The 26,312-nt window shown below is 68.2% G+C and carries 24 protein-coding genes; 11 read left to right on the forward strand and 13 right to left on the reverse strand.

The genetic code is table 11. The annotated features are described in order from the left end of the window. Positions 1–8 precede the first annotated feature (8 nt). Positions 9–3,020 carry a bifunctional [glutamine synthetase] adenylyltransferase/[glutamine synthetase]-adenylyl-L-tyrosine phosphorylase gene (locus LDL21_RS18895; RefSeq protein WP_225281154.1) on the forward strand — a complete coding sequence of 1,004 codons (3,012 nt, stop codon included), beginning with the start codon at positions 9–11 and terminating at the stop codon, positions 3,018–3,020. A gap of 59 nt (positions 3,021–3,079) precedes the next feature. Here the strand turns inward: LDL21_RS18895 and LDL21_RS18900 are convergent, their stop codons facing one another. Further along, on the reverse strand, positions 3,080–3,283 hold the full coding sequence (locus tag LDL21_RS18900; protein ID WP_056821080.1) for a cold-shock protein: 204 nt from the start codon (positions 3,281–3,283) through the stop codon (positions 3,080–3,082). A 221-nt stretch (positions 3,284–3,504) separates the two neighbouring features. Here LDL21_RS18900 and LDL21_RS18905 point away from each other — a divergent pair, with 221 nt between their 5' ends. Beyond that, positions 3,505–4,500 (forward strand): hypothetical protein, encoded by a 996-nt coding sequence (locus tag LDL21_RS18905; RefSeq protein ID WP_181697960.1) that lies wholly within the window; start codon positions 3,505–3,507, stop codon positions 4,498–4,500. 115 nt (positions 4,501–4,615) lie between these two features. Further along, positions 4,616–7,132, forward strand: a complete 2,517-nt coding sequence (locus tag LDL21_RS18910; protein WP_225281155.1) for a GmrSD restriction endonuclease domain-containing protein — start codon at positions 4,616–4,618, stop codon at positions 7,130–7,132. Here the strand turns inward: LDL21_RS18910 and LDL21_RS18915 are convergent. Continuing rightward, a complete protein-coding gene (locus tag LDL21_RS18915) occupies positions 7,129–7,386 on the reverse strand; it encodes a hypothetical protein (RefSeq protein ID WP_225281156.1) in 258 nt (85 codons plus the stop codon). The genes LDL21_RS18910 and LDL21_RS18915 overlap by 4 nt on opposite strands. Before the next feature lie 94 nt (positions 7,387–7,480). Between LDL21_RS18915 and LDL21_RS18920 the strand changes: the two genes are divergently transcribed. Both LDL21_RS18920 and LDL21_RS18925 read left to right on the forward strand, forming a co-directional pair. Further along, a complete protein-coding gene (locus tag LDL21_RS18920; protein ID WP_225281157.1) occupies positions 7,481–8,431 on the forward strand; it encodes an endonuclease/exonuclease/phosphatase family protein in 951 nt (316 codons plus the stop codon). A 74-nt stretch (positions 8,432–8,505) separates the two neighbouring features. Further along, complete coding sequence (locus LDL21_RS18925; protein ID WP_225281158.1) at positions 8,506–9,957, forward strand: neutral zinc metallopeptidase; 1,452 nt, start codon at positions 8,506–8,508, stop codon at positions 9,955–9,957. 1 nt (position 9,958) lies between these two features. Here LDL21_RS18925 and LDL21_RS18930 read toward each other — a convergent pair whose 3' ends face one another. Genes LDL21_RS18930 through LDL21_RS18940 form a run of 3 tightly spaced genes read right to left on the reverse strand, consistent with a single transcriptional unit; the run spans position 9,959 to position 12,726 of the window. Next, the gene (locus LDL21_RS18930) at positions 9,959–10,420 is read right to left on the reverse strand and encodes a 6,7-dimethyl-8-ribityllumazine synthase (RefSeq protein ID WP_181697955.1); all 462 of its coding nucleotides are present in this window, start codon (positions 10,418–10,420) and stop codon (positions 9,959–9,961) included. A gap of 24 nt (positions 10,421–10,444) precedes the next feature. After that, positions 10,445–11,278 carry an alpha/beta hydrolase gene (locus LDL21_RS18935; RefSeq protein WP_225281159.1) on the reverse strand — a complete coding sequence of 278 codons (834 nt, stop codon included), beginning with the start codon at positions 11,276–11,278 and terminating at the stop codon, positions 10,445–10,447. Next, positions 11,275–12,726 carry a M20/M25/M40 family metallo-hydrolase gene (locus LDL21_RS18940; protein WP_225281160.1) on the reverse strand — a complete coding sequence of 484 codons (1,452 nt, stop codon included), beginning with the start codon at positions 12,724–12,726 and terminating at the stop codon, positions 11,275–11,277. The genes LDL21_RS18935 and LDL21_RS18940 overlap by 4 nt, the downstream gene beginning before the upstream one ends. A 100-nt stretch (positions 12,727–12,826) precedes the next feature. On the opposite strand from LDL21_RS18940, the gene LDL21_RS18945 reads away from it, so the two are divergent. Continuing rightward, entirely contained in the window at positions 12,827–13,573 is a 747-nt protein-coding gene (locus tag LDL21_RS18945; RefSeq protein WP_067487348.1) for a DUF4191 domain-containing protein, read from the forward strand. Between the two features lie 52 nt (positions 13,574–13,625). Here the strand turns inward: LDL21_RS18945 and LDL21_RS18950 are convergent, their stop codons facing one another. Together LDL21_RS18950 and LDL21_RS18955 are read right to left on the reverse strand one after the other, a co-directional pair. Continuing rightward, positions 13,626–14,009 carry a DUF2568 domain-containing protein gene (locus tag LDL21_RS18950; RefSeq protein ID WP_225281161.1) on the reverse strand — a complete coding sequence of 128 codons (384 nt, stop codon included), beginning with the start codon at positions 14,007–14,009 and terminating at the stop codon, positions 13,626–13,628. A 39-nt stretch (positions 14,010–14,048) separates the two neighbouring features. Continuing rightward, positions 14,049–14,501, reverse strand: coding sequence for an RDD family protein (locus LDL21_RS18955; protein ID WP_181697951.1), 453 nt, complete (start codon positions 14,499–14,501; stop codon positions 14,049–14,051). Between the two features lie 253 nt (positions 14,502–14,754). On the opposite strand from LDL21_RS18955, the gene glnA reads away from it, so the two are divergent. Together glnA and LDL21_RS18965 are read left to right on the forward strand one after the other, a co-directional pair. Then, complete coding sequence (gene glnA, locus LDL21_RS18960; protein ID WP_067487357.1) at positions 14,755–16,191, forward strand: type I glutamate--ammonia ligase; 1,437 nt, start codon at positions 14,755–14,757, stop codon at positions 16,189–16,191. Positions 16,192–16,376: 185 nt separating this feature from the next. Next, the gene (locus tag LDL21_RS18965; protein ID WP_225281162.1) at positions 16,377–18,029 is read left to right on the forward strand and encodes a CocE/NonD family hydrolase; all 1,653 of its coding nucleotides are present in this window, start codon (positions 16,377–16,379) and stop codon (positions 18,027–18,029) included. On the opposite strand, the gene LDL21_RS18970 is transcribed toward LDL21_RS18965, so the two are convergent. The 3 genes from LDL21_RS18970 to LDL21_RS18980 all read right to left on the reverse strand — a co-directional run bounded on the left by LDL21_RS18970 (position 18,026) and on the right by LDL21_RS18980 (position 21,355). Continuing rightward, a complete protein-coding gene (locus tag LDL21_RS18970) occupies positions 18,026–19,735 on the reverse strand; it encodes an alpha/beta fold hydrolase (protein WP_225281163.1) in 1,710 nt (569 codons plus the stop codon). The two genes, LDL21_RS18965 and LDL21_RS18970, sit on opposite strands and share 4 nt — an antisense overlap. 73 nt (positions 19,736–19,808) lie before the next feature. Next, on the reverse strand, positions 19,809–20,363 hold the full coding sequence (locus tag LDL21_RS18975) for a TetR/AcrR family transcriptional regulator (RefSeq protein WP_225281164.1): 555 nt from the start codon (positions 20,361–20,363) through the stop codon (positions 19,809–19,811). Positions 20,364–20,401: 38 nt separating this feature from the next. Continuing rightward, complete coding sequence (locus LDL21_RS18980) at positions 20,402–21,355, reverse strand: NAD(P)H-dependent flavin oxidoreductase (RefSeq protein WP_225281165.1); 954 nt, start codon at positions 21,353–21,355, stop codon at positions 20,402–20,404. A gap of 134 nt (positions 21,356–21,489) precedes the next feature. On the opposite strand from LDL21_RS18980, the gene LDL21_RS18985 reads away from it, so the two are divergent. Then, on the forward strand, positions 21,490–21,786 hold the full coding sequence (locus LDL21_RS18985) for a hypothetical protein (RefSeq protein WP_225281166.1): 297 nt from the start codon (positions 21,490–21,492) through the stop codon (positions 21,784–21,786). Here LDL21_RS18985 and LDL21_RS18990 read toward each other — a convergent pair. Then, the gene (locus LDL21_RS18990) at positions 21,719–22,300 is read right to left on the reverse strand and encodes a TetR/AcrR family transcriptional regulator (RefSeq protein ID WP_225281167.1); all 582 of its coding nucleotides are present in this window, start codon (positions 22,298–22,300) and stop codon (positions 21,719–21,721) included. The two genes, LDL21_RS18985 and LDL21_RS18990, sit on opposite strands and share 68 nt — an antisense overlap. Positions 22,301–22,398: 98 nt before the next feature. On the opposite strand from LDL21_RS18990, the gene LDL21_RS18995 reads away from it, so the two are divergent. Both LDL21_RS18995 and LDL21_RS19000 read left to right on the forward strand, forming a co-directional pair. Further along, complete coding sequence (locus tag LDL21_RS18995; protein WP_225281168.1) at positions 22,399–23,061, forward strand: class I SAM-dependent methyltransferase; 663 nt, start codon at positions 22,399–22,401, stop codon at positions 23,059–23,061. A gap of 71 nt (positions 23,062–23,132) precedes the next feature. Then, entirely contained in the window at positions 23,133–23,774 is a 642-nt protein-coding gene (locus tag LDL21_RS19000; RefSeq protein WP_225281169.1) for an HD domain-containing protein, read from the forward strand. 2 nt (positions 23,775–23,776) lie between these two features. On the opposite strand, the gene nagB is transcribed toward LDL21_RS19000, so the two are convergent. Together nagB and LDL21_RS19010 are read right to left on the reverse strand one after the other, a co-directional pair. Beyond that, positions 23,777–24,556 (reverse strand): glucosamine-6-phosphate deaminase, encoded by a 780-nt coding sequence (gene nagB, locus LDL21_RS19005; RefSeq protein ID WP_225281170.1) that lies wholly within the window; start codon positions 24,554–24,556, stop codon positions 23,777–23,779. Continuing rightward, on the reverse strand, positions 24,556–25,839 hold the full coding sequence (locus LDL21_RS19010) for an N-acetylglucosamine-6-phosphate deacetylase (RefSeq protein WP_225281171.1): 1,284 nt from the start codon (positions 25,837–25,839) through the stop codon (positions 24,556–24,558). The genes nagB and LDL21_RS19010 overlap by 1 nt, the downstream gene beginning before the upstream one ends. Positions 25,840–26,312 lie beyond the last annotated feature (473 nt).

Genomic DNA, 26,312 nt, shown 5'->3' on the forward strand with positions numbered 1-26,312 from the left:
TTTGACGCATGGTTCGGCCACCGACTGCCCGCTCCACTGTTCCCGGCGTAGGTCGGCTCGGGTTACTCGAACCCACCGCGGCGGACTCCCTGCACCAGCTCGGCTGGGACAATGTCGACGGCGTGCCCGTGCTCTGGGCGCTGTCACGTTCGCCCGACGCCGATCTGGCTCTGTCCACGCTCGTGCGGTTGCGCGAAGCGCTCGGAAACGAGTGGGGTGAACTCGATTCGGCGATCCGCTCGGAAACGACGCTGCGCGGCAGGCTGTTCGCGCTGCTCGGTTCCTCGACGGCGTTCGGCGATCACCTCGTTGCCGTACCGCAGCGCTGGAAAGTGCTGCGCGCCAGTCGGCTTCCGGATCGCGACGAACTGATCGCCGACCTGCTCGACGCCGTCGACGCGAAACCCGAGACCGGCCCCAACGCGGGCCCCATGCTGTTCCGGGCCGGTATCTCCGGTCCCGAGTCGATCGCGTTGCTGCGCGACCGGTATCGCGATCAGCTCATGCTCCTCGCCGCGATCGACCTGGCCTCCACCGTCGAGAACGAACCGGTGCCGCCGTATCAGGTGGTCGGCAGGCACCTGTCGGATCTGGCCGACGCCGCGCTCACCGCCGCCCTGTCGGTGTCGGTGGCGCGGGTCTGCAAGAACGGCGAGGTTCCGGTGCGCCTCGCGGTGATCGCGATGGGCAAATGCGGTGCGCGCGAACTGAATTACGTCAGCGATGTGGACGTGGTCTTCGTCGCCGAGCCCGCCGACACCACCGCCACGCGCTTGGCCGCCGAGATGATGAGCGTCGCGAGTTCGGCCTTCTTCGAGGTCGACGCCGCGCTTCGCCCCGAGGGCAAGGCCGGTGCACTGGTGCGCACCCTCGATTCGCACCTGGCCTACTACAAGCGCTGGGCCCGCACCTGGGAGTTCCAGGCCCTGCTGAAGAACCGGCCGATGACCGGCGATCTCGAACTCGGACAGCAGTACCGCGACGCACTCATGCCGATGGTGTGGGCCGCCTCCGAACGCCCCGACTTCGTCGCCGACGTGCAGGCCATGCGCCGCCGGGTGGAAGACCTGGTGCCCGCCGACCTGCGCGAACGTGAACTCAAACTCGGCGCGGGCAGCCTGCGAGATGTCGAATTCGCCGTGCAGCTACTGCAATTGGTGCACGGGCGGGTCGACGACTCGCTGCACGTCACCAATACCGTCGAGGCGCTCACCGCGCTCGCGGCGGGCGGGTACGTCGGCCGCGACGACGCCGCCAACCTCACCGCCTCCTACGAATTCCTCCGCCTGCTCGAGCACCGCCTGCAACTGCAGCGGCTGAAACGAACACACACCCTGCCCGCCGCCGACGACGAGGAAGGCATGCGCTGGCTGGCGCGCGCCGCCCACATCCGGCCCGACGGCCGTCAGGACGCGGTCGGCGTGCTCGACACCGAGATCCGCCGCAACGCGGTGCGGGTGCGCCGCCTGCACGCCAAACTCTTCTACCGGCCGCTGCTCGACGCGGTGGCCCGGATGGATTCCGACGCCCTTCGCCTGAGCCCCGACGCCGCCGTGCGCCAGCTCGCCGCCCTCGGTTACGCCGCCCCGGAGAACGCGCTCGGGCACCTCAAGGCGCTCACCGGTGGAGTGTCGCGCAAGGGCCGGATCCAGGCGCTGCTGCTGCCGACACTGCTCGAATGGCTCGGTGACACACCGAATCCCGACGCGGGCCTGCTCGCGTACCGCCGGGTGTCGGAGGGGCTCGACGACCAGATCTGGTTCCTGCGCGAACTGCGCGACGAGGGCGCCATCGCCCAGCGGTTGATGATCGTGCTCGGCTCCTCGGAGTACCTACCCGATCTGCTCATCAACGCCCCCGAGACCATCCGCATGTACGCCGACGGCCCCGGCGGGCCACAGCTGCTCGGACCGCAACCCGAGGACGTGGCGCGCGGCATCCAGACCGCCGCCGCCCGCTACGACGACCCGAAACGCGCTGTGGCGGCGGCTCGTTCGCTGCGCAGGCACGAACTGGCCAGGGTCTCCTCGGCCGACCTGCTCGGCATGCTCGACGTGCCGCAGGTGTGCGCGGCGCTGTCGTCGGTCTGGGTGGCCGTGCTCGAGGCGGCGCTCAGCGCTGTCATCCGGGCCTCGGAAGCCGAGCGTGGCGCCCCCGCGCCCGCCGACATCGCGGTGATCGGCATGGGCAGGCTCGGCGGTAAGGAACTCGGCTACGGTTCCGACGCCGACGTGCTGTTCGTATGCGATCCCCGCCCCGGCGAAGACGAGACGACCGCGGTGAAGTGGGCGACCAATGTCGCGGAGAACGTGCAGCGGCTGCTCGGTGCCCCCAGTGTCGACCCGCCGCTGCAGGTCGATGCGGGCTTGCGCCCCGAGGGGCGTCAGGGCGCCCTGGTTCGCACGCTCGCGGCCTATCAGGCCTACTACGCCCAGTGGGCTCAGTCGTGGGAGGTGCAGGCGCTGCTGCGTGCACACCAGGTGGCGGGGGATCAGGACCTGGGTGTGCGGTTCCTGCACGTCATCGATCCGGTGCGCTACCCGGCAGGCGGGGTGTCGCCCGAGGCGGTGCGCGAGATCCGCCGTATCAAGGCGCGCGTGGATTCCGAGCGGCTGCCGCGCGGCGCCAACCCCGCCACCCACACCAAACTCGGTCGCGGTGGCCTGGCCGATATCGAGTGGACGGTGCAACTACTGCAGCTGCGGCACGCCCACGAGGTGCCCGGCCTGCACAACACCTCGACACTGCAGTCGCTCGACGTGATCGAAGCCGAGGGCATCCTCGAGCCGGAAGACGTTGCACTGCTGCGGGAATCGTGGCTCACGGCTACGGCGGCCCGCAACGCGCTCGTACTGGTGAAGGGCAAGCCGACCGATCAGCTGCCCGGTCCAGGCCGACTGCTGTCGGCGGTGGCGCGCGTGGCCGGCTGGCCCAACGACGACGGCAGTGAATTCCTCGACAACTACCTGCGCATCACGCGCCGGGCCAGGGCCGTCGTCGAGCGGGTCTTCGGGGTATGAGGACATGAGAAAGGCCCCGCACCAGTGGTGCGGGGCCTTTCTACAGCATCACGCCGAAATCAGATGGCGCGGACGTCCTGAGCCTGGGGGCCCTTCTGGCCCTGACCGACCTCGAACTCCACGCGCTGGCCCTCTTCGAGCGACTTGAAGCCCGAGCCGCCGATGGCCGAGTAATGCACGAAGACGTCGGGGCCGCCTCCGTCTTGGGCGATGAAGCCGAAGCCCTTTTCGCCGTTGAACCACTTAACAGTGCCTTGAGTCATGTTTTTAAAAGTCTTTTCCGTAGGTGAGCCACGGCGATCACTTGCGATCAGCCCAGTCTCAGCGTCCAAGTATGCCACACTCGTCAGCAAACCGCGCATCCGACTGCATCACACCACCGTATGGGCGGAGTCTGCGGAAATCCCCGGGCGTGTCGCACGCGGTTTCGGTCATCCTTCGGCCTCCCTCACCCACCGCCGCGAAGTGTGCCAATCTGGGCACCATGGACATCGACCTCGCCATGCGGGTACTCGACGCACACGTGGCCTTCGAGAAGCAGCGGCTGCGCGATCCCGCGGGTTTTCTCGAACTGATCACCGAGGAGGTGGACGGCGCGCTCGCCGAGGCCGACGTGCTCACCCTGGCCGAGGCCGTCACCCGCGAGCAGATCAAGGCCGTCGCGCACAAGTACGCGGTGCAGTTCCCCGTCGAGGGCGCCATCCCCGAACTCGTCGGTGAGGTGGCCGCGCGGTTGTACAACCATCGCGTCAACGACGAGATCGAGGTCGGCGAGGTCGTCGACACCCGCCACTTCGACGACCTCGTCGACGCGATCGCGGGCATGGAGGTGACGCACCGGGTCCTGCGCATGGTGCTGAACAGTCCCGTCACCGTCGACGCCTGCGTGGAGGCCGTGCAGCGCGCGGTGGTGACCGCGGTCGACGACGGGCGCCATGTGGAGGGCGGCGGGCTGGCCGCCTCGCTACGTGGTGCGCTGTCGCGGCTGGCCGAACCGGCGATGCCCGTGATCGAGAACGGCGTCGGGCGCATCACCCGCACCGGTGCGCGATTCGTGTTGCGCGGCAACAGCAACGACGCCGACGAGGTGCTCATCGACACCGCCCGCGAGACCTGGCGCAAGCACGTCGGCGATTCGGTCGGCACCTTCCGTGAGGTGGTCTCGGCCGACGACGTCGAGGACATCGTCGTGCTCGCCTTCGAATTCTGGCGCTCCTTCCGCGACACCGACTACTTCCACGCCCTGCTCGACGAGGGCATCGACCACGTCTTCGACAAGTACGGCGACACCGCGCTCACCGAACTCCTGGCCGAGCTCGGCGTGAGCCGCGCCGACATCATGGAGGAGGCACTGCGTTTCGGCCCGTCGGTGCTCGAAAAGCTCGACGAACGCGGCTATCTCGACGCACTGTTGCGACGCAGGCTCGCACCGTTCTACGCCTCGGCGGAGTTCCGTGCCGCGGTGGCCGGGACCGGGTAGCGCGGCACTCGACCCGCCAGTCCTGTTCGGGCGCTGGGATGTCGGAGCCTGTCGGTACGATCCGTGCGACGATGGGGCGGTTCGCCGCTAGGAGGAACGCGATCGAAAGGCTGTCGTGACACGTCTGTCCACCCTGCTCGACCAGATCGATTCCGGGGCCGTGCTGCTGCCGGAGTTCCAGCGCGGGTACGTGTGGAACCGCGATCAGGTGCGTGGGCTCATGCGGTCGCTGTACCTGGGTTACCCGGTCGGTGGCTTGCTGGTGTGGGAGACAGGATCCGACGACATCGCGGTGCGCGGCACGGCCGCCGGCTCGGGCCTGCGGCAGCTGCTGCTCGACGGCCAGCAGCGCATCACCACCCTCTACGGCATCGTGCGCGGGAAGGCGCCGTCGTTCTTCGAGGGCGACGCCGTCGCGTTCACCGGCCTCCATTTCGATGTCGAGCGTGAGCTTTTCGAGTTCCAGGTGCCAGGTCGTGACATCAGTCCGGCGTGGATCGATGTCACCGAACTGTTCGCGCTCGGCCCGATGCACTACATGTCCAGGTTCCCCGACGAGTCGCCGGAAACGCTGGCGCTGTACCTGGACCGGTTGAACAAGCTGCGCGAGATCACCCACCGCGAGTTCAATGTCGAGACCATCACCGGCTCGGATCGCACGGTCGACGAGGTGGTCGACATCTTCAACCGGGTGAACTCCGGCGGCACCAAACTCTCCAAGGGCGACCTGGCGCTGGCCACCCTGTGCGCCCAGTGGCCGCAGGCGCGCGGCAACCTGCGCGATCACCTGATCCGCTGGGACAAGGACGGCTACACCTTCACCCTCGACTGGCTGCTGCGCAATGTGATCGCGGTCGGCAACGGGCGCTCCCATTTCGACGCGCTCGGCGACCTCGAACCCGCCGAATTCGAGCTGGCGCTGAGCGAGTCGGCGCGTCAGGTCGACACCTTCCTCGACACCGTCGCGGGCAGGCTCGGCCTCGACCACGACCGAGTCCTCATGGGCCGCTACGCGATTCCGGTCATCACCCGGCTGCTGTTCCTCAACGGCGGGCAGTTCGACAACGACCTGCACCGCGACCGGGTGCTGTACTGGTACATCCATTCGGCGCTGTGGGGCCGCTTCAGCGGGTCGACCGAGACTTTCCTGCAGCAGGACTACGACACCCTCGAACGCGGTGGTATCGACGCGCTGATCGCCTCCCTGGAACGCCTGCGCGGCGGCTCGCTCGACCTGTGTGCCGACGACTTCGCCGGCGCCACCCGCGGTTCGCGTTTCTATCCGCTGCTGTACCTGCTCACCCGCGTGGACGGTTCGCGCGATCTCGGCACCGGAACCGAACTCGGCATCGAACAGTTCGGCGACCGCACCCCGGTGCAGGTGCACTACCTGTTCCCCAAAACCCTGCTGCGCGAATACGGCTACGAACGCAACGAGATCAATGCGATCGCCAACTTCTGCTTCTTGAGTCCCGGCTCGGAAGCCGAAGTGGGCGAGCGTGAACCGGCCGACTACTTCGCGGAGATGGAGCGGCGCAACCCGGGCGTCCTCGCCTCGCAGTGGATTCCCACCGACCCCAACCTCTGGCGCGTGGAGAACTATCGCGAATTCCTGCGCGCGCGGCGCATGCAGCTCTCGCGGGCGGCCGATACGTTCCTGGAGAAGCTGCGCACGGGTAACCTGCACCGGCCGACGCTGCTGACGGTCGGCGTCGCCGGTGTCACGGTCGGCGACCCGGCCGTCGACCAGGTGAACGCCCTCGTGGAGGACCTCGTCGCCGACGGCTTCGGTTTCCCGCTGCTCGACAGCGAGGTCTCCGACCCCATCACCGGCCGCGAACTCGCGGTGGCGGAGGCGTTCTGGCCCGAGGGTCTGCAGCCCGGTGTCGGGATGCCCGTGGTGCTGCTGCTCGAACCGGCCGATGCCGACCTCACCCGCTTCTCCCAGCTGGGTTACGCGGTGTTCACCTCCGTCGACGCCCTGCGCGGCTACGTGGAGAACCTGCGTGCCGAGGCGTCCGGCGCTCCCGGCTTCGACGGTCCCGCCGCCGATGTGGCCGCGCTGGCCGAACGGCTGCCCGCCACCTGGGTCGGCAACTCCGAACTGGTCTGGTTCACCTACTCGTGGGCGCTGCTCGAGCAGGACCGGGCGAGCGGTCCCGAGGTGGTGGAACTCAGTCCCGAACAGGTCGCGTTGCGCTACATCGCGCTGTGGGCGCTCACCCGCACCTTCTACATCCACGCCTTCGACCAGGGCAACCCCGGGGAATGGCGCTACTACCTCGGCGACGCCATCGGCCCCAACCCGCTGATCCCGCGTGAGTGGCTCGCCGAGCGGGCGGTCCAGTCCGGTGCCCTGGCGCCCGGTGCGGTCCCCGGTGACGAGGACATCGCGATCGCCCTGGTGCACGGCGTCATCGATACCGTCGACGAGGTGGCCAACGCGCTCACCCATATCCTGGGCGGGCCGGGCCTGTTCGCTTCGCTCTGGGCCTCGGCGGGCGCGGCCGAACACTACGGTTATCCGCTCTCGACCGATCAGATCAACGACCTCATCAACCAGGTCGTCAACGATCCGGCGTCGCGAAAGATCCAGGCCTACAACTGGATCGAAGCGGGCATGCCGCTCTAGTCCGGTGCGCCGGTCACGCGCTGGAAGGTCGTGACGAATTCGCGCAGGGCATCGGGGTCGGCCGTTTCCACGGTGATCGGGGTGCCCGCGCGCACGTCGAGTTCCGGCCAGCAGACGGGCAGGACCGGCAGCTGCACGGTCCGGGTACCGATGGTCATGGTGATCGCGGGGGTGCGGCTCGTCGCGACGGTCATCAGGTTCTCGACGGCCTGCTCGGTGAGCTGCCCGGCGGCACTGAATTGTTCGATGTACACGGCCACCTCCTTCTCGGCGGCCAGTGTATGCCCCTCAGAGAATCCTCAGAGGCACCACAGCGAGGCCCGATGCGTACCCGCTTAGGCTGCTCGCATGATGCGTGAATGGATGGATCGAGCACTGCTCGTCCTGGGGTGGGGCGCAATGATCGCGGCGGTGGCCGGGATCGTGTTGCACGTCGGGAACTGGCAGCAGAAATCTTTGGTCTTGCTGGCTTCGGGGGCGATGTGGCTGATGCTCGGCGCCGTGGTGGGGGTGGTGTTGCTGCTGCTCGCGCGCGGGTGGCGCAGTGCCGCCGTGGGGGCCGCGGTGCTGGTGGGGGCGGGCGCGCTGGTCGTGCCGTCCTACGTTCCTGAGGCGCGCGCCGCCGACGGGCCGGAAGTGGTTGTGCTGCAGTCGAACATCCTCTTCGGCAAGGCCGACCCGAACGCGGTGGTCTCGACGGTGCGCGACAACGACGTCGACCTACTCACCGTCGAGGAACTGACCTTCGACGCGATCACGGCGCTGCGCGCGGCCGGGCTGGAGGAGCAACTTCCGCACTTCTACCTCGAAGCGGCCCACGCGGGCGGCGGCGGCACCGGAATCTACAGCCGCTATCCCTTGCGTGACACCCGGAAATTCGACGGATTCGTGATGAGCAACCTGGGTGCGACCATGGAACACCCGCAGCGCGGCCCGATCTCGGTGTTCGCCTTCCATCCGATGCCGCCGAACCTCGACTTCGTGGCGTGGTCGAACGAGATGCGCCGGGTCGACGAGATCCTCGCCGCCACCAGCGCGCCCGCGATCGTCGGCGCGGATTTCAATGCGACCCAGAATCATTCGGCCTACCGGGCACTGCTCGACGGCCCGTTCGCCTCGGCCGCCGACCAGACCGGCGACGGCATCCTGCTCACTTACCCCGCCGACCGCCGCTGGGGTCCGCTGCTCGGTATCGACTACGTGTTGGTCGCCGGTGGCGTCGCCGAAGACGTTCGCACACTGACCCTTCCGGGTACCGACCACCGCGCTGTGCTCGCCACGCTCCGAATGGACCGCTGACACTTCTGGATTACCATGTGAGCGCTCGACAGCGGAGGCTTCGTGTCCGCGTCATTTTCCGGGGAGGACAGCGTATGAGAAGACATCGGTTCGGCGTGGCCGTGGCCGCGGCACTGATGAGCGTGGGGGTGCTGGTCACCGGTTGCTCGACGGTGAACACCGTCGCCGGCGACCAGGCGGTACCTACGCAGGACAACCCGTGGGAGGTGGCGGGCGCGACCTCGAGCGAGGGGCCGAGCGGCCCACGCCCGGGTGTGCCCGACACCGACAAGAAGGCCGAGAACACCGACAACGGTGCCATCGACAAGCTCGCGATGAACGCGATCGCCGACATCGAAGAGTACTGGCAGGGGGAGTATCCCAAGACTTTCCGCGGCGACTTCAAGCCCGCCTCGAAGTACATCTCGTGGTCGGCGCGTGCCTCGGAGGCCGAGTCGGTGGAGTTCTGCTTCGGCAGTACCTACAAGCTGGTCAACGCGGCCTACTGCCCGCTCAACCACACCATCGGCTGGGACCGTGAGGTGCTGTTGCCGCTGCTGGTCGACAAGTACAAAGAGATGTCGGTGGTGATGGTGCTGGCCCACGAGTACGGGCACGCCATCCAGGCCCAGGCAGACCTGCTGCGCGGCTTCCTGATGGACGGCCTGGTGAAGGAACAGCAGGCCGACTGCCTGGCCGGTGTGTTCCTCCGCCATGTGGCCGAAGGCAATTCGAAGCACTTCACCCTCAACACCACCGACGGCCTCAACGGGGTCCTCGGCGCGACCGTCGCCGTGCGCGACCGCGACCCCAACGATCCCGACGCCATCCACGGTTCGGCGTTCGAGCGGGTCACCGCGGTGCAGATGGGTTACACCGACGGCGCCAAGGCGTGCAAGGCCATCGACAAGGACGAGATCGCCAAGCGCCGCGAGGGACTGCCGGTCACCTTCGAGGAGGACGAGCGCGACAAGCAGTTGCCGGTGAACCAGGAAACGCTCAGCACGCTCGCCACCCAGCTCGGCAAGTCGATGCCGGTGCAGAACGTGCCGAAGTTCGACTACAGCGGCGTCACCCGCAACTGCGCGAAAACGACCACGACCGAACCGGTCTCGTACTGCCCGTCGTCCAACACCATCGGCACCGACGTGCCCGCCATGGCCAAGCGGGCAGGGGAAGGCGCGAGCGGTAAGGAGGAGCCGCTGTCGGCGGTCGTCACCGGCGACTACAACGCCGCCGTGGTGTTCGTTTCCCGCTACGCCGTTGCGCTGCAACAGGATCGGAAGGTCTCGCTGACCGGCGCGGCCACCGCCGGCCTTCGCACGGCCTGCCTGTCGGGTGCGCTCACCACGAAACTCAGTGAGCCGGGCAGTGATCCGCGACTGTCGGCGGGTGACCTCGACGAAGCGGTCTCCGGCCTGCTCGCCGACGGCCTCGCCGCCGGCGACGTCGACGGCAAGGTGGTGCCGAGCGGATATCAGCGCCTCGAGGCCTTCCGCACCGGCGTCCTGCAGGGCGAGCAGGCCTGCTGGACTCAGTTCCAGTAGGTCAGGAAACCGGCAGCGATCGGAGGGAGCTGAGGGTGTTCGCCACCGCGCGGGCAGCCTCGGCTCCCTTCGTCACGAAGTGGTTGGTGTAGTAGTCCACGTGCTCGCTGTGCTCGTGGAAGTGATGCGGGGTGAGCACCACCGAGAACACCGGCACGTCGGTGTCGAGCTGCACCCGCATCAGTCCGTCGATGACCGCCGAGGCGACGAAGTCGTGGCGGTAGATGCCGCCGTCGACGACAAGGGCGGCCGCGACGACGGCCTCGTAGCGACCGGTGGCGGCCAGGCGCTTGGCGTGCAACGGGATCTCGAAGGCACCCGGCACGTCGAACACCTCGACCACCGCCGGGTCGAAGCCCAGACCGGCGTACTCGGCGAGGAAACCCTCGTGTGCCTTGGTGACGATGGAGCTGTGCCAGCTGGCACGGATGAAGGCGACGGCGCCCGGAGTGGTGTTTCCCATGGTCGGAGTCTACTAGCCGACAAGTTACTTGTCGGTAATATGGGTCGTGAGCCAGTCGACGACGTCGCCGATCACCTCGTCGCGCTCGGGTTCGTTGAAGACCTCGTGGTAGTAGCCCGCGTAGCGGCGCACGGTCTTGTCGGCCGAGCCCGCGTCGCGTTCGAGTACGTCGGAGCTCGACGGCGCGGCGATCGCGTCGCCGGTGCCGTGCAGTACGAGCAGCGGTGCGGTGAGCGAGCCGAGGCGTTGTTTCACCAGGTCGGTGTGACGCAGGATTTCCACGGCGGTGCGGGCGGGCAGCTTGCCGCGGAACACCAGCGGGTCGTCGTCGTAGGCGCGAACCACGTCGGGATCGCGGCTGATCTGTGACGAATCCAGTTTCAGCACACCGAGATTCGGGGCGAGCCGGGTGAGTAGTGGCGCGGCGGCCCGCTGCACCGGGTTGCCGAGCGGGATGTCGAGCGGCGGCGCCGATACCACCACGCCGGTCACGTCGAGGGGCGCGCGGGTAGCCAGGTGCAGCACGACGAGAGCGCCCATCGAATGCCCGAGCACAAATCGCGGCAGCCCAGGGTTGGCGGCGCTCGCGAGGTCGAGCAGGCTCGCCACATTGTCGGCGGCGGCGTCCATCGAATCGATGTTGGCGCGACGACCGCCCGACTGCCCGTGCCCGACATGGTCGAGGGCGTACACCGCGAACCCGGCCTCGGCCAGCGCGGCGCCGAGGTATTCGTAACGGCCGGAGTGTTCGGCCACGCCGTGCACGAGCGTCACCACCGCGCGAGGTGTCTCGGGTCGCCATGCGCGCCAGGCGATCCGCCCGCCGTTGCCCGCGAAGTCACCGGTCTCGGTTGTCATTGCTGCGTTCCTGTCGGCTCGGGCGCTGTCCGGCCGGTCGTGGCCTGCTCGGGAGCGTCGCTCGACGCGAGCCACTGGATCAGACGCCGATTGAATTCGATCAGCCGAGCGTAGTTGAGCCGTGAGATCCGCTCGTCGGTTCCGTGGATACGTTCCAGGTCTTTGGCGTCGAGCACAATCGGCGCGAAGTTGCAGCGCGTTTCGACCAAATCGTCGTAGTGGCGGGAATCGGTCGCACCGGGCACCAGGCCGGTCGTCGTCACGATGCCCGGCACCAAATCGGTGGCGATGTCGGCGATGACGTCGTAGGCGGGTCCGGCGCCGCTGACCTGCGACGGTTCCGACGTGGGGCCGACGAGCTCGACCGTCACGCCGTCGTCACCGATCACCCGGCGGCAGTGCGCAAGCACCGACGACACCGAATCACCGGGCAGGATACGGAAATTCACCAGCGCCTCCGCGCTCTGCGGCAGCACATTGGCCTTCACCCCACCCGCGATCACCGTGGGTGCCGTCGTCGTGCGCACGAGCGCTTCCGTGCTGGGAGCCAGGGCCATGATCCGGGTGAGCAGCGGTGCCGCGAGCCGCGACAGCACCTCGGAATCGGTGAGCCCGAGCAGCTTGCGGCGTGGCCCGGGCAGGGCCACGCGCATCCGGGCGAGCATGTCGGCGATCACCGGCGTCAGCCGCAACGGCATCGGCCGGTCCTGCACCCGGGCCACCGCGCGAGCCAACCGGCCCACCGCGGTCTGGCGCCCGGGCATCGAGGAGTGCCCACCGGTCTCGGTCACCGAGAGCCGCACCGTCGCGTAGCCCTTCTCGCCGAGCATGATGCTGGCCACCGGGCGGTCCACTCCGTCGGCGACGCCGTCGGTGATGACACCGCCCTCGTCGAGCAGCAGATCCGCGTGCACGCCGAGATCGCGCAGGTGCTCGGCCATGCGCACCGCGCCGCCGTCACCGAACACCTCCTCGTCGTGGCCGAAGGCCAGGTAGACCGTGCGGCTCGGCCGGATGCCGTTCCGCAACGCCCACTCGACGGCCTCGAGAACGGCGAGCACCCGGCTCTTGTCGTCGATCGCGCCCCGGCCCCAGATGAACTCGCCGTCGACCACACCGGCGAACGGCGGATGGGTCCAGCGTTGTGGGTCGTCGGCCGGGACCACATCCTGATGGGCCAGCAGAATCGCCGACACACCCTCCTCGACGCCCGGCCAGCGGTAGAGCCTGCTGCGGCCGAACAGGGTGAGCTCGAGTTCGGCGTGGGTCAGCGGGAATGCGGCCTCGAGGTGCTCGGCCAGGCGGGCGAATTCGGCGTCGGCGCTGCGGGCGGGATCGTCGGTCGAGACCGTCGCGCAGCGCAGGGCCGCGGCCAGCCGTTCGGCCACCTCGTCGTCGGCACCGTCGGTGACGGGGGAGTGGGCACTGTTGTCGGTGATCGGGCGCACCTGCGCCATTCTCGCCGGACACGCGGCCGAAAGTGCGGCGAATCGTCGCGAGTGTCATGCGGTCCGACCGGCGCGCGACGGTGCATCTAAGCTGAACACCATGGCAGGAGGCAAGGGCGGCAAGCCGTCGAAGGAAGCCAAGGCCGCGGCTAAAGCGGCCCGTAAGCAGGCATCACGCGAACGTCGTCAGCAGTTGTGGCAGGCGTTCAACATGCAGCGCAAGGAAGACAAGGCGCTGCTGCCGCTGATGATCGGCGCACTCGTGGCCACGACGGTGGTGTTCTTCGTCATCGGCCTGATCTTCGACATGCAGTGGTTCCTGCTGCCGCTCGGTCTGCTGCTCGGTGTGCTGTTCGCCTTCATCATCTTCGGGCGGCGCGTGCAGAAGAACGTCTACCGCAAGGCCGAAGGCCAGGCGGGTGCGGCGGCGTGGGTGCTGGAGAACTTGCAGGGCAAGTGGCGGGTCGCCAACGGCGTGGCCGCGACCACCCAGCTCGACGCGGTGCACCGCGTGATCGGTCTGCCGGGCGTCATCTTCGTCGCCGAGGGTTCGCCGCAACGGGTCAAGTCGCTCATCGCGCAGGAGAAGAAGCGCACCGGGCGCCTCATCGGTGACACCCCCATCTACGAGGTGATCGTCGGCAACGAGGAAGGACAGACCCCGCTCAAGGATCTGCAGAAGTTCCTCACCAAGCTGCCGCGCAATATCGACGTCAAGCGGATCGACCAGATCGAGGGCAGGCTCTCGGCCCTCAGCTCCCGCAGCGGCGGTCCCGCGATGCCCAAGGGCCCGATGCCCCCCGGCGCGAAGATGAAGGGCATGCAGCGCGCCATCCGTCGCCGCTGATCCACCCCGTCGCGAGCCCGTCACCGTGCAAGGTGACGGGCTCGCCGCTTTTTCAGGCCTGGGGCGTGCGGCCGGTCAGCAGCCACAGGACACGGTCGTAGGCCAACAGGTGATAGCCGACGAGAACAGCCGCCGAGATCAGCGCCAGCCGGGGCAGCGCCGCTGCCCACAGCGCCGCGGCCCCGCCGAAGAGCGCAGCGAGCTCGACGCCGAGCCGCACCGGACCGGGGACGGCAACCGGCGCGTCACCGCTGCGGCTCGGGTCGTCGGGGACCGCGAGCGTGCCCCACAGCACAGCCGCCGCGACCGGCAGCACCACGACGAGCAGATATCGCCACGGGGAGTCGAAGGCACGCCAGCCGAACACTCCGAACGAGGTGATGGCGATCAGTTCGAGGAGAAAACGTACGGCCAGCAGGGCCGGATTCAGTGACACGGCCTGATCGTATGGCCGCGCCGCACGCCTCGCGCTCGATCAGCGGGCGTTGACCAGGGCGGTGCCGGTGGCCTGGTCGTGCATGCCGCGACCGTCGGCATCGGTGAACAGCGCGGGCACCACGAAGAACACCAGCACCTGCCGGGCCAGCGCCCGCACGAACCCGACCGGCACGGGCGCATCGATGCGCGCCACCCGCATCCGCAGGAAGTACTGGCCGGGGGTGAACCCGAACAGCGTCACCGCGAGCACACCGATCACGAACCACACCAGCAGCGGCACCGACGACGACGCGAAACTGCCGGTGATGACGGCCGCGATGCCCACCGCGATGAACCAGTCGACGAACAGCGCGACCACCCGCCGCCACGTCGGGGCAAGCGACCCCGCGCCCTCGCGAGGCAACCCGTAGAGCTCGCCGGGGTAACCCGAGGTCTCGTCGTCGCCTTCGGTGGGATTGCCCGAGAGCCATGTGCCGGTGATGCGCGCCATGAGTTCCAGGATAGAGCCGGGTCAGCACCCGCTCCCGACCGCATTGACGGAGGTCACGTGAGCGCGCGCGGGTGGAGATGGCAGGATTGGGCGTGCAGGTCGCGCCCGGATGGCAGACATCACCGTCGCCCGGCATGCGCGTAACACTGGCGAAACACAGCCTTGACTGTAGGGAAACACCGCGTCCATAACGTCAGGTCGCGACGAACCCACGCATCGTGACGGGCTGGGAACCGATCCGTAAGGAGAACAAGTGACGTTCAGCACGGCCGAAGAGGTCATCCAGTACATCAAGGAACAGGACATCGAGTACGTCGATATCCGTTTCTCGGACCTTCCCGGCGTCCAGCAGCACTTCTCGATCCCGGCCAAGGCGTTCACCGCCGACCTGGCCGAAGAGGGTCTCGCGTTCGACGGTTCCTCGGTGCGTGGCTTCCAGTCGATCGACGAGTCGGACATGCTCCTGCTCCCCGACTTCAGCACCGCCCGGATCGACCCGTTCCGTGCCGCGAAGACGCTCAACCTGAACTTCTTCGTGCACGACCCGTTCACCCGTGAGGCCTACTCCCGCGACCCGCGCAACATCGCGCGCAAGGCGGAGGAGTACCTGCGTTCGACCGGTATCGCCGACACCGCGTACTTCGGTGCCGAGGCCGAGTTCTACATCTTCGACGGCATCCGCTACGGCTCGGGCATGAACGGCTCGTTCTACGAGATCGAGTCGATCTCGGGCTCGTGGAACACCGGCAAGGAGTTCAACCCGGACGGCAGCCGCAACCTGGGCTACAAGGTCCGCAACAAGGGCGGTTACTTCCCCGTCGCCCCGTACGACCACTACGTCGACCTGCGCGACAAGATCTCGACCAACCTGCAGAACGCGGGCTTCGAGCTCGAGCGCGGCCACCACGAGGTCGGCACCGCCGGTCAGGCCGAGATCAACTACAAGTTCGGCACCCTGCTGGGCGCTGCGGACGACCTGCAGCTGTTCAAGTACATCGTGAAGAACACCGCGTGGCAGGAAGGCAAGTCTGTCACCTTCATGCCGAAGCCCCTCTTCGGTGACAACGGCTCGGGCATGCACGTGCACCAGTCGCTGTGGAAGGACGGCAAGCCGCTGTTCCACGACGAGGCCGGCTACGGCGGCCTGTCGGATCTGGCGCGTCACTACATCGGCGGCATCCTGCACCACGCCCCGTCGCTGCTGGCGTTCACCAACCCGACCGTCAACTCCTACCACCGTCTGGTGCCGGGCTACGAGGCCCCCATCAACCTGGTGTACTCGCAGCGCAACCGCTCGGCTGCCGTGCGTATCCCGGTGACGGGCAACAACCCGAAGGCCAAGCGCATCGAGTTCCGCGCGCCCGACTCCTCGGGTAACCCGTACCTGGCCTTCGCCGCCATGATGATGGCCGGCCTGGACGGCATCAAGAACAAGATCGAGCCGCTGGCTCCGGTCGACAAGGACCTCTACGAGCTGCCGCCCGAGGAGGCCAAGAACATCCCGCAGGCCCCCACCAGCCTCGCGACGGTCATCGACCGCCTCGAGCAGGATCACGACTACCTCACCGAAGGCAACGTCTTCACCGAGGACCTGATCGAGACCTGGATCCAGCTCAAGCGCGACAACGAAATCGCGCCGGTGAACCTGCGTCCGCACCCGTACGAGTTCGAGCTCTACTACGACGTGTAAATCTCACCTGTGCGAACGGGCCTGATCGGCCCTTCGGTTCGCAGCTGGTACGCAGTTCGAAAGTCCCCTCCGGCACCGTCGGAGGGGACTTTCGTCTGTGGTGGTCCGCCGCCGGTGACCGGTCGATTGTGCGCCCCCGGATGTCGGGGCTGGACGGGGTGGGCGGTAGCGGTCATAGTGCTCGGGTGCGATGGGGTGTTGTGGTGGCTCGGGCCGTGGTCGGCGTGGCGTTGATGTTCGGTGTCGCGGCGACGCCGGTGTCGGCGGATGAGCCACCGATCGAGGTCGAGTTCAGCTGGACGCAGGAGTATTTCACCGCTGCCGATGGCACTCGGTTGCACGCGGATGTGTTGCGGCCCGCCGGGTTGGCGGCTGACGCCCGCACCCCTGTTCTGCTGACGGCGAGTCCGTACCGTGCGCACCTGGCGTATCTGAGCGTGCCGCGCCCGGGTGGTGGCCCGTCGACGGAGAATCTGCCGGTCGAGTGGGCGCTGCGCGCCGGATACACCTATGTGATCGTGGATTTGCGCGGCTTCGGCGGGTCCAACGGCTGCCCTGATTACGGCGGTCCGGGGGAGCGCTCGGATGTGGTCGCGGCGGTCGAGTGGGCGGCGAGCAGGCCGTGGTCGACCGGCCGGGTCGGCATGGTCGGCACCTCCTACGAGGGCTGGACCGGGATGATGGCGCTGGCCGAGAAGCCGAAGGGGCTCGCGGCGGTCGCGGCGTTCGCGCCGGTCGTCGACCCGTATTCGTACCTGTACATGCAGGGCACCTCGTGGAAGTTCGGTGGCAAACCGCTGACCGAAGACGGTGTGCGCCCCGCCGACATGGCAGGCGGCGAGCACCTGGCCATCGCATCGACCCCCGGACACTGGGCCGACAGCGACGAGTACAAGGCCAACGCCGTCCAGATGACCCAGGCCTGCGCCGACAGCTATCTCGGGCTCACCATGAACCACAACGGTGCCGACCCCGGCTGGCGGGAACGCGACATGGTCGAGGACCTGCGCGGCAACACCACTCCGCTGTTCCTCGGTCAGGGCTTCCTCGACGCCAATACCCGCGCCGACCGGGTCATCGAGGCCTGGGAAGCGCGGGGCCCGGGCGAGCATCGTGCCTGGTTCGGACAGTGGGGCCACTCCGATTGCCGGGAGAAGTGCGGCACACCGCATTTCGCCGCCGAACTGTACGCATTCCTGGACCGGCACGTGGCCGGCGCCGACGTCGAGGTGCCCGGCCCGCCGGTCACCGTCGGCCAGTTCGACGGCGGGTGGCGCAGCGAAGACGTGTGGCCGCCGGTCGACACGCGGCGCACGACGGTCCAGTTGCGCACCGGAACCTACGTCGATCGCGGTCTGCTGCCCGGTGCCGACCGGGAGATCTGGTCCATCTCGGATCCGGTCACCCAGCCGGTGCACCTGGCGGGCCGCCCCACCGCGTCCCTGACGTTGTCCGGCCCGCCCGAGGCGACGGTCGCGCTCGAGCTCTACGACATCGCACCCGACGGTCGCGCGACGGTGATGAGCCGGGGGATCGCCCCGGTTCGCACCGAAACCCAGGTCCGGCTGCTGTGGCAGGACGCGCGGTTGGCTGTCGGGCACCGGTTGGGCGCGCGCATCACCGATGTGGTCGACGACGTGTGGTCGCATACGCCGACCAATGCGCGCGTCACCGTCGAGGCGGCGCGGGTGGAACTGCCGTTGCTCACCGCCGCCCGCGAGCTGAACCTGTCCGGTGGTGTGCCGACCTGGCATGCGCGGTGGCGCGGTGCCGAAACCGTCGAACTCGGGCAGGCGCTGCTGAACGATCCGGCCGTGCGAGTCGAACTACCTGCTTAAGGGCGCTGGGCGACAGCCATTTCCGAGCCCTTGATCACGCGGATGACCTGGTCGGGATGGGTCAGCTGCGGGTAGTGCCCGGCACTGGCGATGGTGGTGACTCGGTGGGTGGTCGGTTGGGTCAGCGGGTCGTCGGCACCGACGACGATATCGACCGGAACCCGGACCTCGGCGAGTTTCGCGGCCAGGTCGGCACGGAATCGGTCCTGGCGTACCGACCGCATGATCGCGAACGTTCGCTGTGCCACTCCGTTGCGCCGCAGGCCGGCGACCGCCGACTCGATCGCCGCACCGTTCGGAATACCGAGGCGCGCTGCGAGTTTCGCGGCCGGAAGCCGCTTCGCGACAGCGGCAGCGACGGGCGAAGCGGTGATCCACGGCAGCTGGGACTGGAGGAACCAGGGTGCGATCAGCACCAGTCGCGAAACCCGGTCCGGGTGGCGGAGGGCGTATTCGACAGCCGCGCCGGCGCCGAGTGAGTGGCCCACGAGCACAGGTGTGCTGTGTACGGGCACGAGGAGATCGTCGATCCACTCGGCGGTCGACATCCCCGAGGGGGCCGAGCGGCCGAGGCCCGGCAGATCCGCGGCGAGGACAGAACCTTCCAGTGCGTCGGCGAGACCGGACCAGGAATCGCTGTCGAGCGGAATTCCGTGCAGCAGCACATAATCAGGCTCGGTGTGGGCACCACTGAGCCACGTTCCCGCTCGGAAACCGGAAGCCGACGTCCCCTCGACGGCTCCGTTGCGAGTGGCGACGATCCGGTCGGCGTAGGCCCGCAGTAGATCACCCACCGGTGGTTGTTCGATTCCCAGCCGTGCGGCGACTTCGTCGCCTGCGGAAGTGTCGTATCGGTCGCTGCTGACAAACGACAGCGTCTCGGGATCGGTCCCCGTGAGCGCCCGGGGCAATCGCCGCAACAGTTCGGCGGGGACAGTGAAGCGCGGTGCGCGGACACGCAAGTGGTCGGCGACGAGTCGAATCAGCTCGGGAAGATTCGGCGTCGTGGCGTCGAGGATCGGGTAGGAACGTCCGGCTGTGTCGGGCAGGGTGGGCAGGCCGACGATGAAACGGGTGAGGTAATCCAGGTCGACGACCGGGATGAACGTGTCGGCCGACCCGGGCAGGACGGGCAGCTTGCCACGCCACAGCAAGTCGATCATGTCGGCCGGCCCGAAGTACTGCCCCGGACCGACCACGCTGGACGGGTTGGCGAAGGTCAATGGAATGTTCTTGTGAGCAGCCACTTTTCGCAGCAGAGCATCGGCTTCGACCTTCGAGGCCTCGTAGGCACCGGAACGGTAGTCGGTGTGTCCGGCCTCCACGCGGTAGCCGGTGATGTGCACGATACGACGCAGATCCGGCTGTCGCGCTGCCCATTCCAGCACGTGCAGCGCACCGTCGAGATTGACCCGACGGGCCACGTCGGCGTCGAGCCCGAACTTCATCAACGCGGCCGCGTTGTACACATCGCGTACCCCTTCGATCGAGTCGCCCAGTGCGAGATCGGGTTCGGCGATATCGGTGGTGGTGATCGTCAGGTCTGCGGTGTCCACGCCCTGTTCGGCCAGCCATGTGGACAGGCGGTGTTCACTCCCGGCGCGCACAGCGGCTGTGACGGTGTGCCCGGTGCGCAGTAGTTCCGCGACCAGTGAGCGGCCGATGAATCCGGCAGCCCCGAAAACGATCGAATCGGTATGAACCATGATGTCCTACTTTCAGTAGACCGATTGGCATATTTTGTGGTCATAAGAGAACCCCGCTGCGGGCGCCGCGGGGTCAGACGAGGAGGTCGATGGTGTCGGCCAGTTGATCGAGGGGTCGACGATCGCGGTGCGCTCTGGCCAGCACCAGTCCGCCCTCGATCAGGGCGAGCGACGCCGTGGCGAGGCGTTCGGGCTCGGGGTGGCCGAACGCGGTCAGCCGCTCCCGGATGGCGTCCTCCCACAGGCGGTAGGTGTCCGAGCAGGTCTGTCGCACAGCGTCATTGGTCGACGCGGTATCCAGTGCCACGGCCGCGACCGGGCAGCCGATGGTCCAGTCGGAGGCCTCCAGTTGGTCGCCGAGCAGCCGGAGCATGGTGTGGGCGAATTCCCGCGCGTCGGCCGCCTCGATCGCGCGGATCAGCTGCGCCATCTCGGTGCCGCTGTCGGTGAGTGCCGCCGAGATCAGTTCGTCCTTGCCGCCGGGGAAGTGGAAATACAGCGACCCGCGTGGCGCTCCGCTGTCCTCGACGATCTGCTTCAGGCCGGTGCCGAAGTAGCCGCGTGATTCGATCAGTGACCGGGTGGTCCTGATCAGTTTGCACCGGGTTTCGGCTCCTTTTGCGCCCACGAGACAAAACTAGACCGGTCAACATATTTTCGCAAGGATCAGTCTGCCGTGAGCAGCTCCGCGGCCTCAGCGCAAAGGCGCGCGATGGTTTCGGCGACCGGTTCCACATGCGTGACCAGCCCGACGCCCTGCCCCGCGTCGACCGGTGCGATCCGTGGGTCGTCGGCGGCAATGGCGGTACGCAGATCGTCGACACCGGGCGGGTTCTCGTCGCCTTCGGCTCTGGTCCACGGATCGGTGAATTCGTTGCGCAGCACCCGCGCCGGATAGATCGGCGGCCACGGCAGGTCGAGTGCCTCGTCGAATTCGGTGGTCACCACGGTGCTGGTGGAGTCGGCGGCGAGCATGGCCCGCCGCGCGTTCTCACCCAGCAGCGACTCCTCGGCCGCGGCGAGACAGGTACCGAGCCACGCGCCCGACGCCCCGGCGGCCAGAACCGCGGCCAGTGTCCGTCCGGAACCGATGCCGCCTGCGGCGAGCACCGGCACGCTCGCGATCTCGAGGACCGCGTCGAGCAGCGGCATGAGCGCCAGTCGGTCGGCGCCGTGCCCGCCGCCTTCGCTGCCGCGCGCGACGATCACGTCGATGCCCGCCTCCTGTGCTCGATGCGCGCCGGGCACGTCGTAGACCTGGGTGATCGCGAGAATGCCCGCCGCTTGTACCTCGGGCACCCAGGAGAAGTCCGCTCCGAAACTGATCGACAGTGCACGTGGCCGGGCGGCGAGAGCGGTGTCGAGCAGGTCGGCTTCGCGTGTGCGTACCCAGTCGACCAGTCCGATCCCCACCGGGGCGCCGCCTGCCTCGCTCAGTTCGCGGCGCAGTGCCTGCGCCGATCCGGCACTGCCCATCCCGATCATGCCGAGTCCACCCGACTCGCACACTGCGGCCGCGAGCCGGCCCCCCGCCGCGCCGCCCATCGGCGCGTTCACGATCGGGACCCGCAGCCCGAGCGAGCGCGACCAGGCGGTGGACAGGACCGGATCGGGGGTCATCAGCGCGGCTCCTCTCGTCCCGGACGGGCGCCGGGCGCGGCAGTTCCCATCATGACAGCCCGAATGAACGCGACCTGTCGGCCAGTGCGCGTATGTTCGACGGCACTGCCGCATCGACACCAACGGGGGTCCGGATGACGATCAGAGATCGACTGGAACAGGCGATCACCGAACCGCCGACGGTCTTCGGCGAGCCAACCGACACGGCCGATGGTGCCACCGTCATCACCGTCGCTCGCGGCGGCGGCTTCGGCAGGCCCGCGCGGCCCGTCGGTGTCTTCGTCATTCACGAAGGCCGGGCGCACTGGTCACCGGCGGTCGACGCCAATCGCATTGCCCAACTGGGGGAGTGGATCGGTCTGCTCACCGGCGTGATCCTGGCGCTTGCCCTGTTGCGTCGTCCGCCGTGGCCGGATCTGCGCCGCTACTGATCCCGTTCACCACCAGCTTCTCGAACTGCTGCCATGCCCGCGCGGCGGGCAGCGGATCGGCCGGGTCGATGATCTCCGCGGTGAGGCCGAGCAGTCCCCAGGACACGAAGGCGACAGTGGTCGTCGGCCATTCTTCGAACAGTTCGGCGATCAGGTCCGCCAATCCGCGCCGGTAGGCATGGATCACGGTGGTCGCCGCCTTGGGCCCGACCAGCGGCCGGTACACCTCGGGATACCGGCCCGCGAGCTGGAACAGCACCCGCAGCCGGCCGAGCGGGGAGGCCCCGGCGGCGGTGTTCGCGATTTCGCGGCGCAGGAATTCGGTGCAGCTCACCAGCAGCAGGTCGTCCTTGTCCCGATAGTGGGCGTAGAAGGTGGACCGGCCCACGTCGGCGCGTTCGATGATGTCGCTCACCGTCACCCGCTCGTAGCCACGCTCGATCATCAGCTCGATCAGCGCGCGGTGCAGGGCGTCGCGGGTGCGCCGGACGCGGCGATCGGTGTGCTCGGACATCGTGCCTCCCGGACGGATTTCCCGGATCTGTGCGGAAACGGACAGATCGCCATATCTTGCGCCTGGCCGCGGCCACGACCTCGCCCGACCATAGGCTCATGACAGGAAATCAGCTTCTCACTCCCATGTTCGTCGACGACGGCGACGGCCTGCTCATCGCGGGCCTGCGCCGCTACAACGTATTCACCAGCGTGTTCTTCCTCGGCAGGCATCGCGCGCTACTCACCGAGCTCGTCACAGCCGCAGGTGTCCGTACCGGTGATCGTGTGCTCGATATCGGCTGCGGCCCAGGGAAACTCGTCCGCGCTCTCGGTATCGCGACGGGCTCGACCGGTGCTGCTGTCGGTGTCGACCCGTCGGCGGCCGCCATCGATGACAACCGGCGGCGCGATCACACCCCTCATCACCGCTACGAGCAGGGCCCCGCACAGCGATTGCCTTTCGGCGATGCCGAATTCGATGTGGTGACCAGCACTTTCGTCATGCATCACATCCCGGAGCAACACCGTGTGGAGGCGCTGGCGCAGATGTGGCGTGTGCTGCGTCCCGGTGGTCGGTTGCTGCTCGCCGATGCCTCACCGTCGCCACGGATGCGCCGATTGCTCGCACCGATGTTCGGCGGCTTCGACGCTGTCGATATCCGCCGCTACCGCGAGCAGCTGGCCGCCATCGGATTCACCGAGCTCGGCTACACCCAGAGCCGTTATCAGACCGGCATTCTCACCTGTGTGAAACCCGAACCCGGCACCGCTCAGCGCTGATCGGCCCGACTTGTCGGTGCCCTCGGCTAGGGTCGGGGCAACAGGATCGCAATCGAGCACGGGGGTGTCGCATGGAGTTCGATCAGCGCGAAGCGCAGGCACGGGAATTCGCCGTCGCGGCGCACGGTGACCAGCGTTATGGGGAGCGGCCGTACGTCACCCATCTCGCGGCCGTGCGCGGCGTGCTCGACGACTTCGACTTCGGCGGCGATCTCGCGGTGGCGGCCTGGCTCCACGACGTCATCGAGGACACCCCGGTCACCGCCGAAGAGGTCGAATCCCGTTTCGGGCGTGCGGTTCTCGATCTCGTCTGGGCGGTCACCGGCGTGGGTTCCGACCGCAAGGCGCGAAACCTCGACGCCTACACCAAGATCACCGCCCACCCCCGCGCCGTGATCCTCAAACTCGCCGACCGCACGGCCAATGCCGAGGCGAGCCCACCCGCCTCCAGCTGGATGGGCATGTACCGCACCGAACACCCCACCTTCAAAGCGCATCTCGGCGGATTGCTCGCCGACGACCCGACGGTCGCCCGCATGTGGGAACGTCTCGACCGCCGATTAGACCCCGAGGTGGCCGCGCCGTCCGCGCAATGGGCCGAGATCGACCGGCTCGTCGCGGCGGGCGAACACGCACAGGCGGTGGCCGCCGTGCGCGCCGCCTTCGAGTGCGGCCCGGGTGAAGCCGAACGCATCCTGGCCGAACGCGCCTGACCTCAGAACGACTGCCACACAGGCTTGTTTGCGAGGGCGTATTTGTAGTAATCGGCCAGCTTCAGCTTGCTCGCGGCGGCTTCGTCGATCACCACGGTGACATGCGGATGCCACTGCATCACCGAGGCCGGGCAGAAGGCCGACAGCGGTCCCTCGGCTGCGGCCGCGATGGCGTCGGCCTTCCCCGCGCCCAGCGCGATCATCACCAGGTGCCGGGCTTCGCAGATGGTGCCGAGTCCTTGGGTGAGGACATGATGCGGAACGTCGTCGGGGCCGTCGAAGAACCGGGCATTGTCGCGGCGGGTCTGCTCGGTGAGCGTCTTCACCCTGGTCCGTGAGGTCAGCGACGAACCGGGCTCGTTGAAGCCGATGTGCCCGTCGGTGCCGATGCCGAGCAGCTGCACGTCCACCCCGCCGGCGGCGGCGATCGCGGCGTCATAACGCCTGCCTTCGCCCGCGATGTCGCCCGCCTCCCCGTTCGGGCTCAACACACGCGCAGGATCGAGGTTCACATGATCGACGAATTCCGACCGGATCACCGAGAAGTACGACTGCGGATGGCTTTTCGGCAGCCCGACGTACTCGTCGAGCAGAAACCCGCTGGCCGTGGTGAAATCCAGTTCGCCGTCGCGGTAGCGGCGCGCCAGTTCCCGGTAACTGCCGAGCGGCGACGACCCGGTGGCCAGGCCGAGGATCGCATTGCCCTGGCGCACATAGCCGCCGACGATATCGGCGACCGTGGAGGCCACTTCGTGTTCGTCCGCGCGGATCACGATTTCCATCAGCTTCCTTCCGTTCCGGCGACGAACACCCGCCGCACCTGCCATTGCCGATCGACCACGAGCACATCGGCCCGCGCACCCGCCCGCAACGTGCCGCGCTCGGCCTCGAGTCCGAGCACCCGCGCAGGCGTGCGCGTGGCAGCCCTGACCGCATCGACGAGGGGGATACCCGCATGCTCGACCGACCACCGCACGACCTCGAGCAGTGTTGCCGTGCCGCCGGCGATAGCGCCCGGCGAACCGTCCTCGGTGGCGAGCCGAGCGATCCCGTGCCGCACCTGCACATCCAGGGCGCCGAGCCGGTAATCACCGTCGCTCATCCCGGCGGCCGCCATCGCGTCCGACACCAGGGCGATCTGGTCGGCGCCGACGGTATCGAACACCATCGCGACGGTCTCGGGCGCCAGATGCACACCGTCGGCGATCAACTCGACGACCATCTCGCCGCGGCCGGCGGCGGCCATGCAAGCGGCAACGGGTCCGGGCCTACGGTGATGCAGCTCGGGCATCCCGTTGAAGAGGTGGGTGGCGGTGATCGGTTCGCCACCGAACCGCACTGCGCCGCCGGCTTCGGTTCGGGTCGCTCCGGAGCTGTCGAGGGGCTGCGGAGCCGTACCGGGGTTTCGTCGTGCGGATGCCTGCTCGGTTGTTCCGCGCGGGCGGACCCACTCGGCGATCCGAGCCGACGTCGTCGCCGCGTCGGCATCGGTATGTCCCAGGCTCGGCAGCACACCGTATTCGTGCATCGCGGCGAGCAATTCGGCGAAGTGCGCGGTTTCCGGCGCCAGCGTCATCGACCGGACGGTCCCGCGCGACGCCCGGTAGATCCGCTCGAACAGCACCGGATCCCCGGCAACGATGGCCGCCGGATCCTGCGCACCACACCGCACCGCATTGATGAACGGCCCCTCGAGATGTACCCCGAGCAGTTTCCCGTCGTCCACCAGATCCGCCAGCACCGCCGCCTGCTCGACCAACACCTCCGGCGCCGCCGACACCAAGCTGCCGAGCAACCCGGTGGTGCCGTGCGCGCGATGGTGCGCCGCCGCAACCCGCGCGCCCGCCCCGTCAGCATTGGGAAACCCGAACCCGGCCCCACCGTGGCAATGCAGGTCGATCAACCCGGGCAGCACAAGGTCATTCGTGGCCTCTGGAAGTTCCTGCGGGCGTGGATAACTCGCCGCCGCACCAACCCACGTAATCGTCGCCCCATCGAATTCGACCACACCATCGGCAATTTCACCCTCACCCGCACCGACGACACACCCCCGCAAGGCAGTCACGCCGACCCACCTATCCCTCTCCCGATACCGCCGGATACCGGCCTGCCCGCAACCGCCGCACCCCGCGGGCCGATGATCGACCAGCGCGCCGGCAGCGGCCCGACCGTTGGCAGCGTCACTGCCCGGTATGCGCTGACCACCATCCCCGCCACTGGCCCGACCGCTGAAATCCTTGCTGCCGGAAGCTCGGCTGCCACGACCGCAGCCGGCGCCCCGGCCGATGGCATCGTTACTGCCGGGGGCATGGTCGCCACGACCGAAGGTTTCGTCCCGGCCGGTGACGCAGTTGCCACTGGTTCGGCTGCCACAACCGCCGCTGGCCGCCTGGCCGGTGGCACCGTTGCTGCCGGGAGCGTGCCGGCCATGACCGCGGGCGGTTGTCCCGCGACCGTTGGTTGCCCGATCGGTGACAGCATTGCCACTGGGGGCATGTCCGCCACGCCTACTAACGGTTGCCCGGGCGAAGTCGTTGC

The organism is Nocardia rosealba (assembly GCF_020216065.1).
Lineage (GTDB): Bacteria > Actinomycetota > Actinomycetes > Mycobacteriales > Mycobacteriaceae > Nocardia > Nocardia rosealba.

Excerpts from the sequence above, each read along its gene's own strand:
- LDL21_RS18990 (WP_225281167.1), bottom strand. The coding sequence starts at position 22,300 with ATGTCCGAGCACACCGATCGCCGCGTCCGGCGCACCCGCGACGCCCTG.
- LDL21_RS18920 (WP_225281157.1), top strand. The coding sequence starts at position 7,481 with ATGATGCGTGAATGGATGGATCGAGCACTGCTCGTCCTGGGGTGGGGC.
- LDL21_RS18930 (WP_181697955.1), bottom strand. The coding sequence starts at position 10,420 with ATGGGAAACACCACTCCGGGCGCCGTCGCCTTCATCCGTGCCAGCTGG.
- LDL21_RS18945 (WP_067487348.1), top strand. The coding sequence starts at position 12,827 with ATGGCAGGAGGCAAGGGCGGCAAGCCGTCGAAGGAAGCCAAGGCCGCG.
- LDL21_RS18935 (WP_225281159.1), bottom strand. The coding sequence starts at position 11,278 with ATGACAACCGAGACCGGTGACTTCGCGGGCAACGGCGGGCGGATCGCC.
- LDL21_RS18905 (WP_181697960.1), top strand. The coding sequence starts at position 3,505 with ATGGACATCGACCTCGCCATGCGGGTACTCGACGCACACGTGGCCTTC.
- LDL21_RS18985 (WP_225281166.1), top strand. The coding sequence starts at position 21,490 with ATGACGATCAGAGATCGACTGGAACAGGCGATCACCGAACCGCCGACG.
- LDL21_RS18955 (WP_181697951.1), bottom strand. The coding sequence starts at position 14,501 with ATGGCGCGCATCACCGGCACATGGCTCTCGGGCAATCCCACCGAAGGC.
- LDL21_RS18995 (WP_225281168.1), top strand. The coding sequence starts at position 22,399 with ATGACAGGAAATCAGCTTCTCACTCCCATGTTCGTCGACGACGGCGAC.
- nagB (WP_225281170.1), bottom strand. The coding sequence starts at position 24,556 with ATGGAAATCGTGATCCGCGCGGACGAACACGAAGTGGCCTCCACGGTC.
- LDL21_RS18980 (WP_225281165.1), bottom strand. The coding sequence starts at position 21,355 with ATGACCCCCGATCCGGTCCTGTCCACCGCCTGGTCGCGCTCGCTCGGG.
- LDL21_RS19000 (WP_225281169.1), top strand. The coding sequence starts at position 23,133 with ATGGAGTTCGATCAGCGCGAAGCGCAGGCACGGGAATTCGCCGTCGCG.
- LDL21_RS18895 (WP_225281154.1), top strand. The coding sequence starts at position 9 with ATGGTTCGGCCACCGACTGCCCGCTCCACTGTTCCCGGCGTAGGTCGG.
- LDL21_RS18900 (WP_056821080.1), bottom strand. The coding sequence starts at position 3,283 with ATGACTCAAGGCACTGTTAAGTGGTTCAACGGCGAAAAGGGCTTCGGC.
- LDL21_RS18925 (WP_225281158.1), top strand. The coding sequence starts at position 8,506 with ATGAGAAGACATCGGTTCGGCGTGGCCGTGGCCGCGGCACTGATGAGC.
- LDL21_RS18970 (WP_225281163.1), bottom strand. The coding sequence starts at position 19,735 with ATGGTTCATACCGATTCGATCGTTTTCGGGGCTGCCGGATTCATCGGC.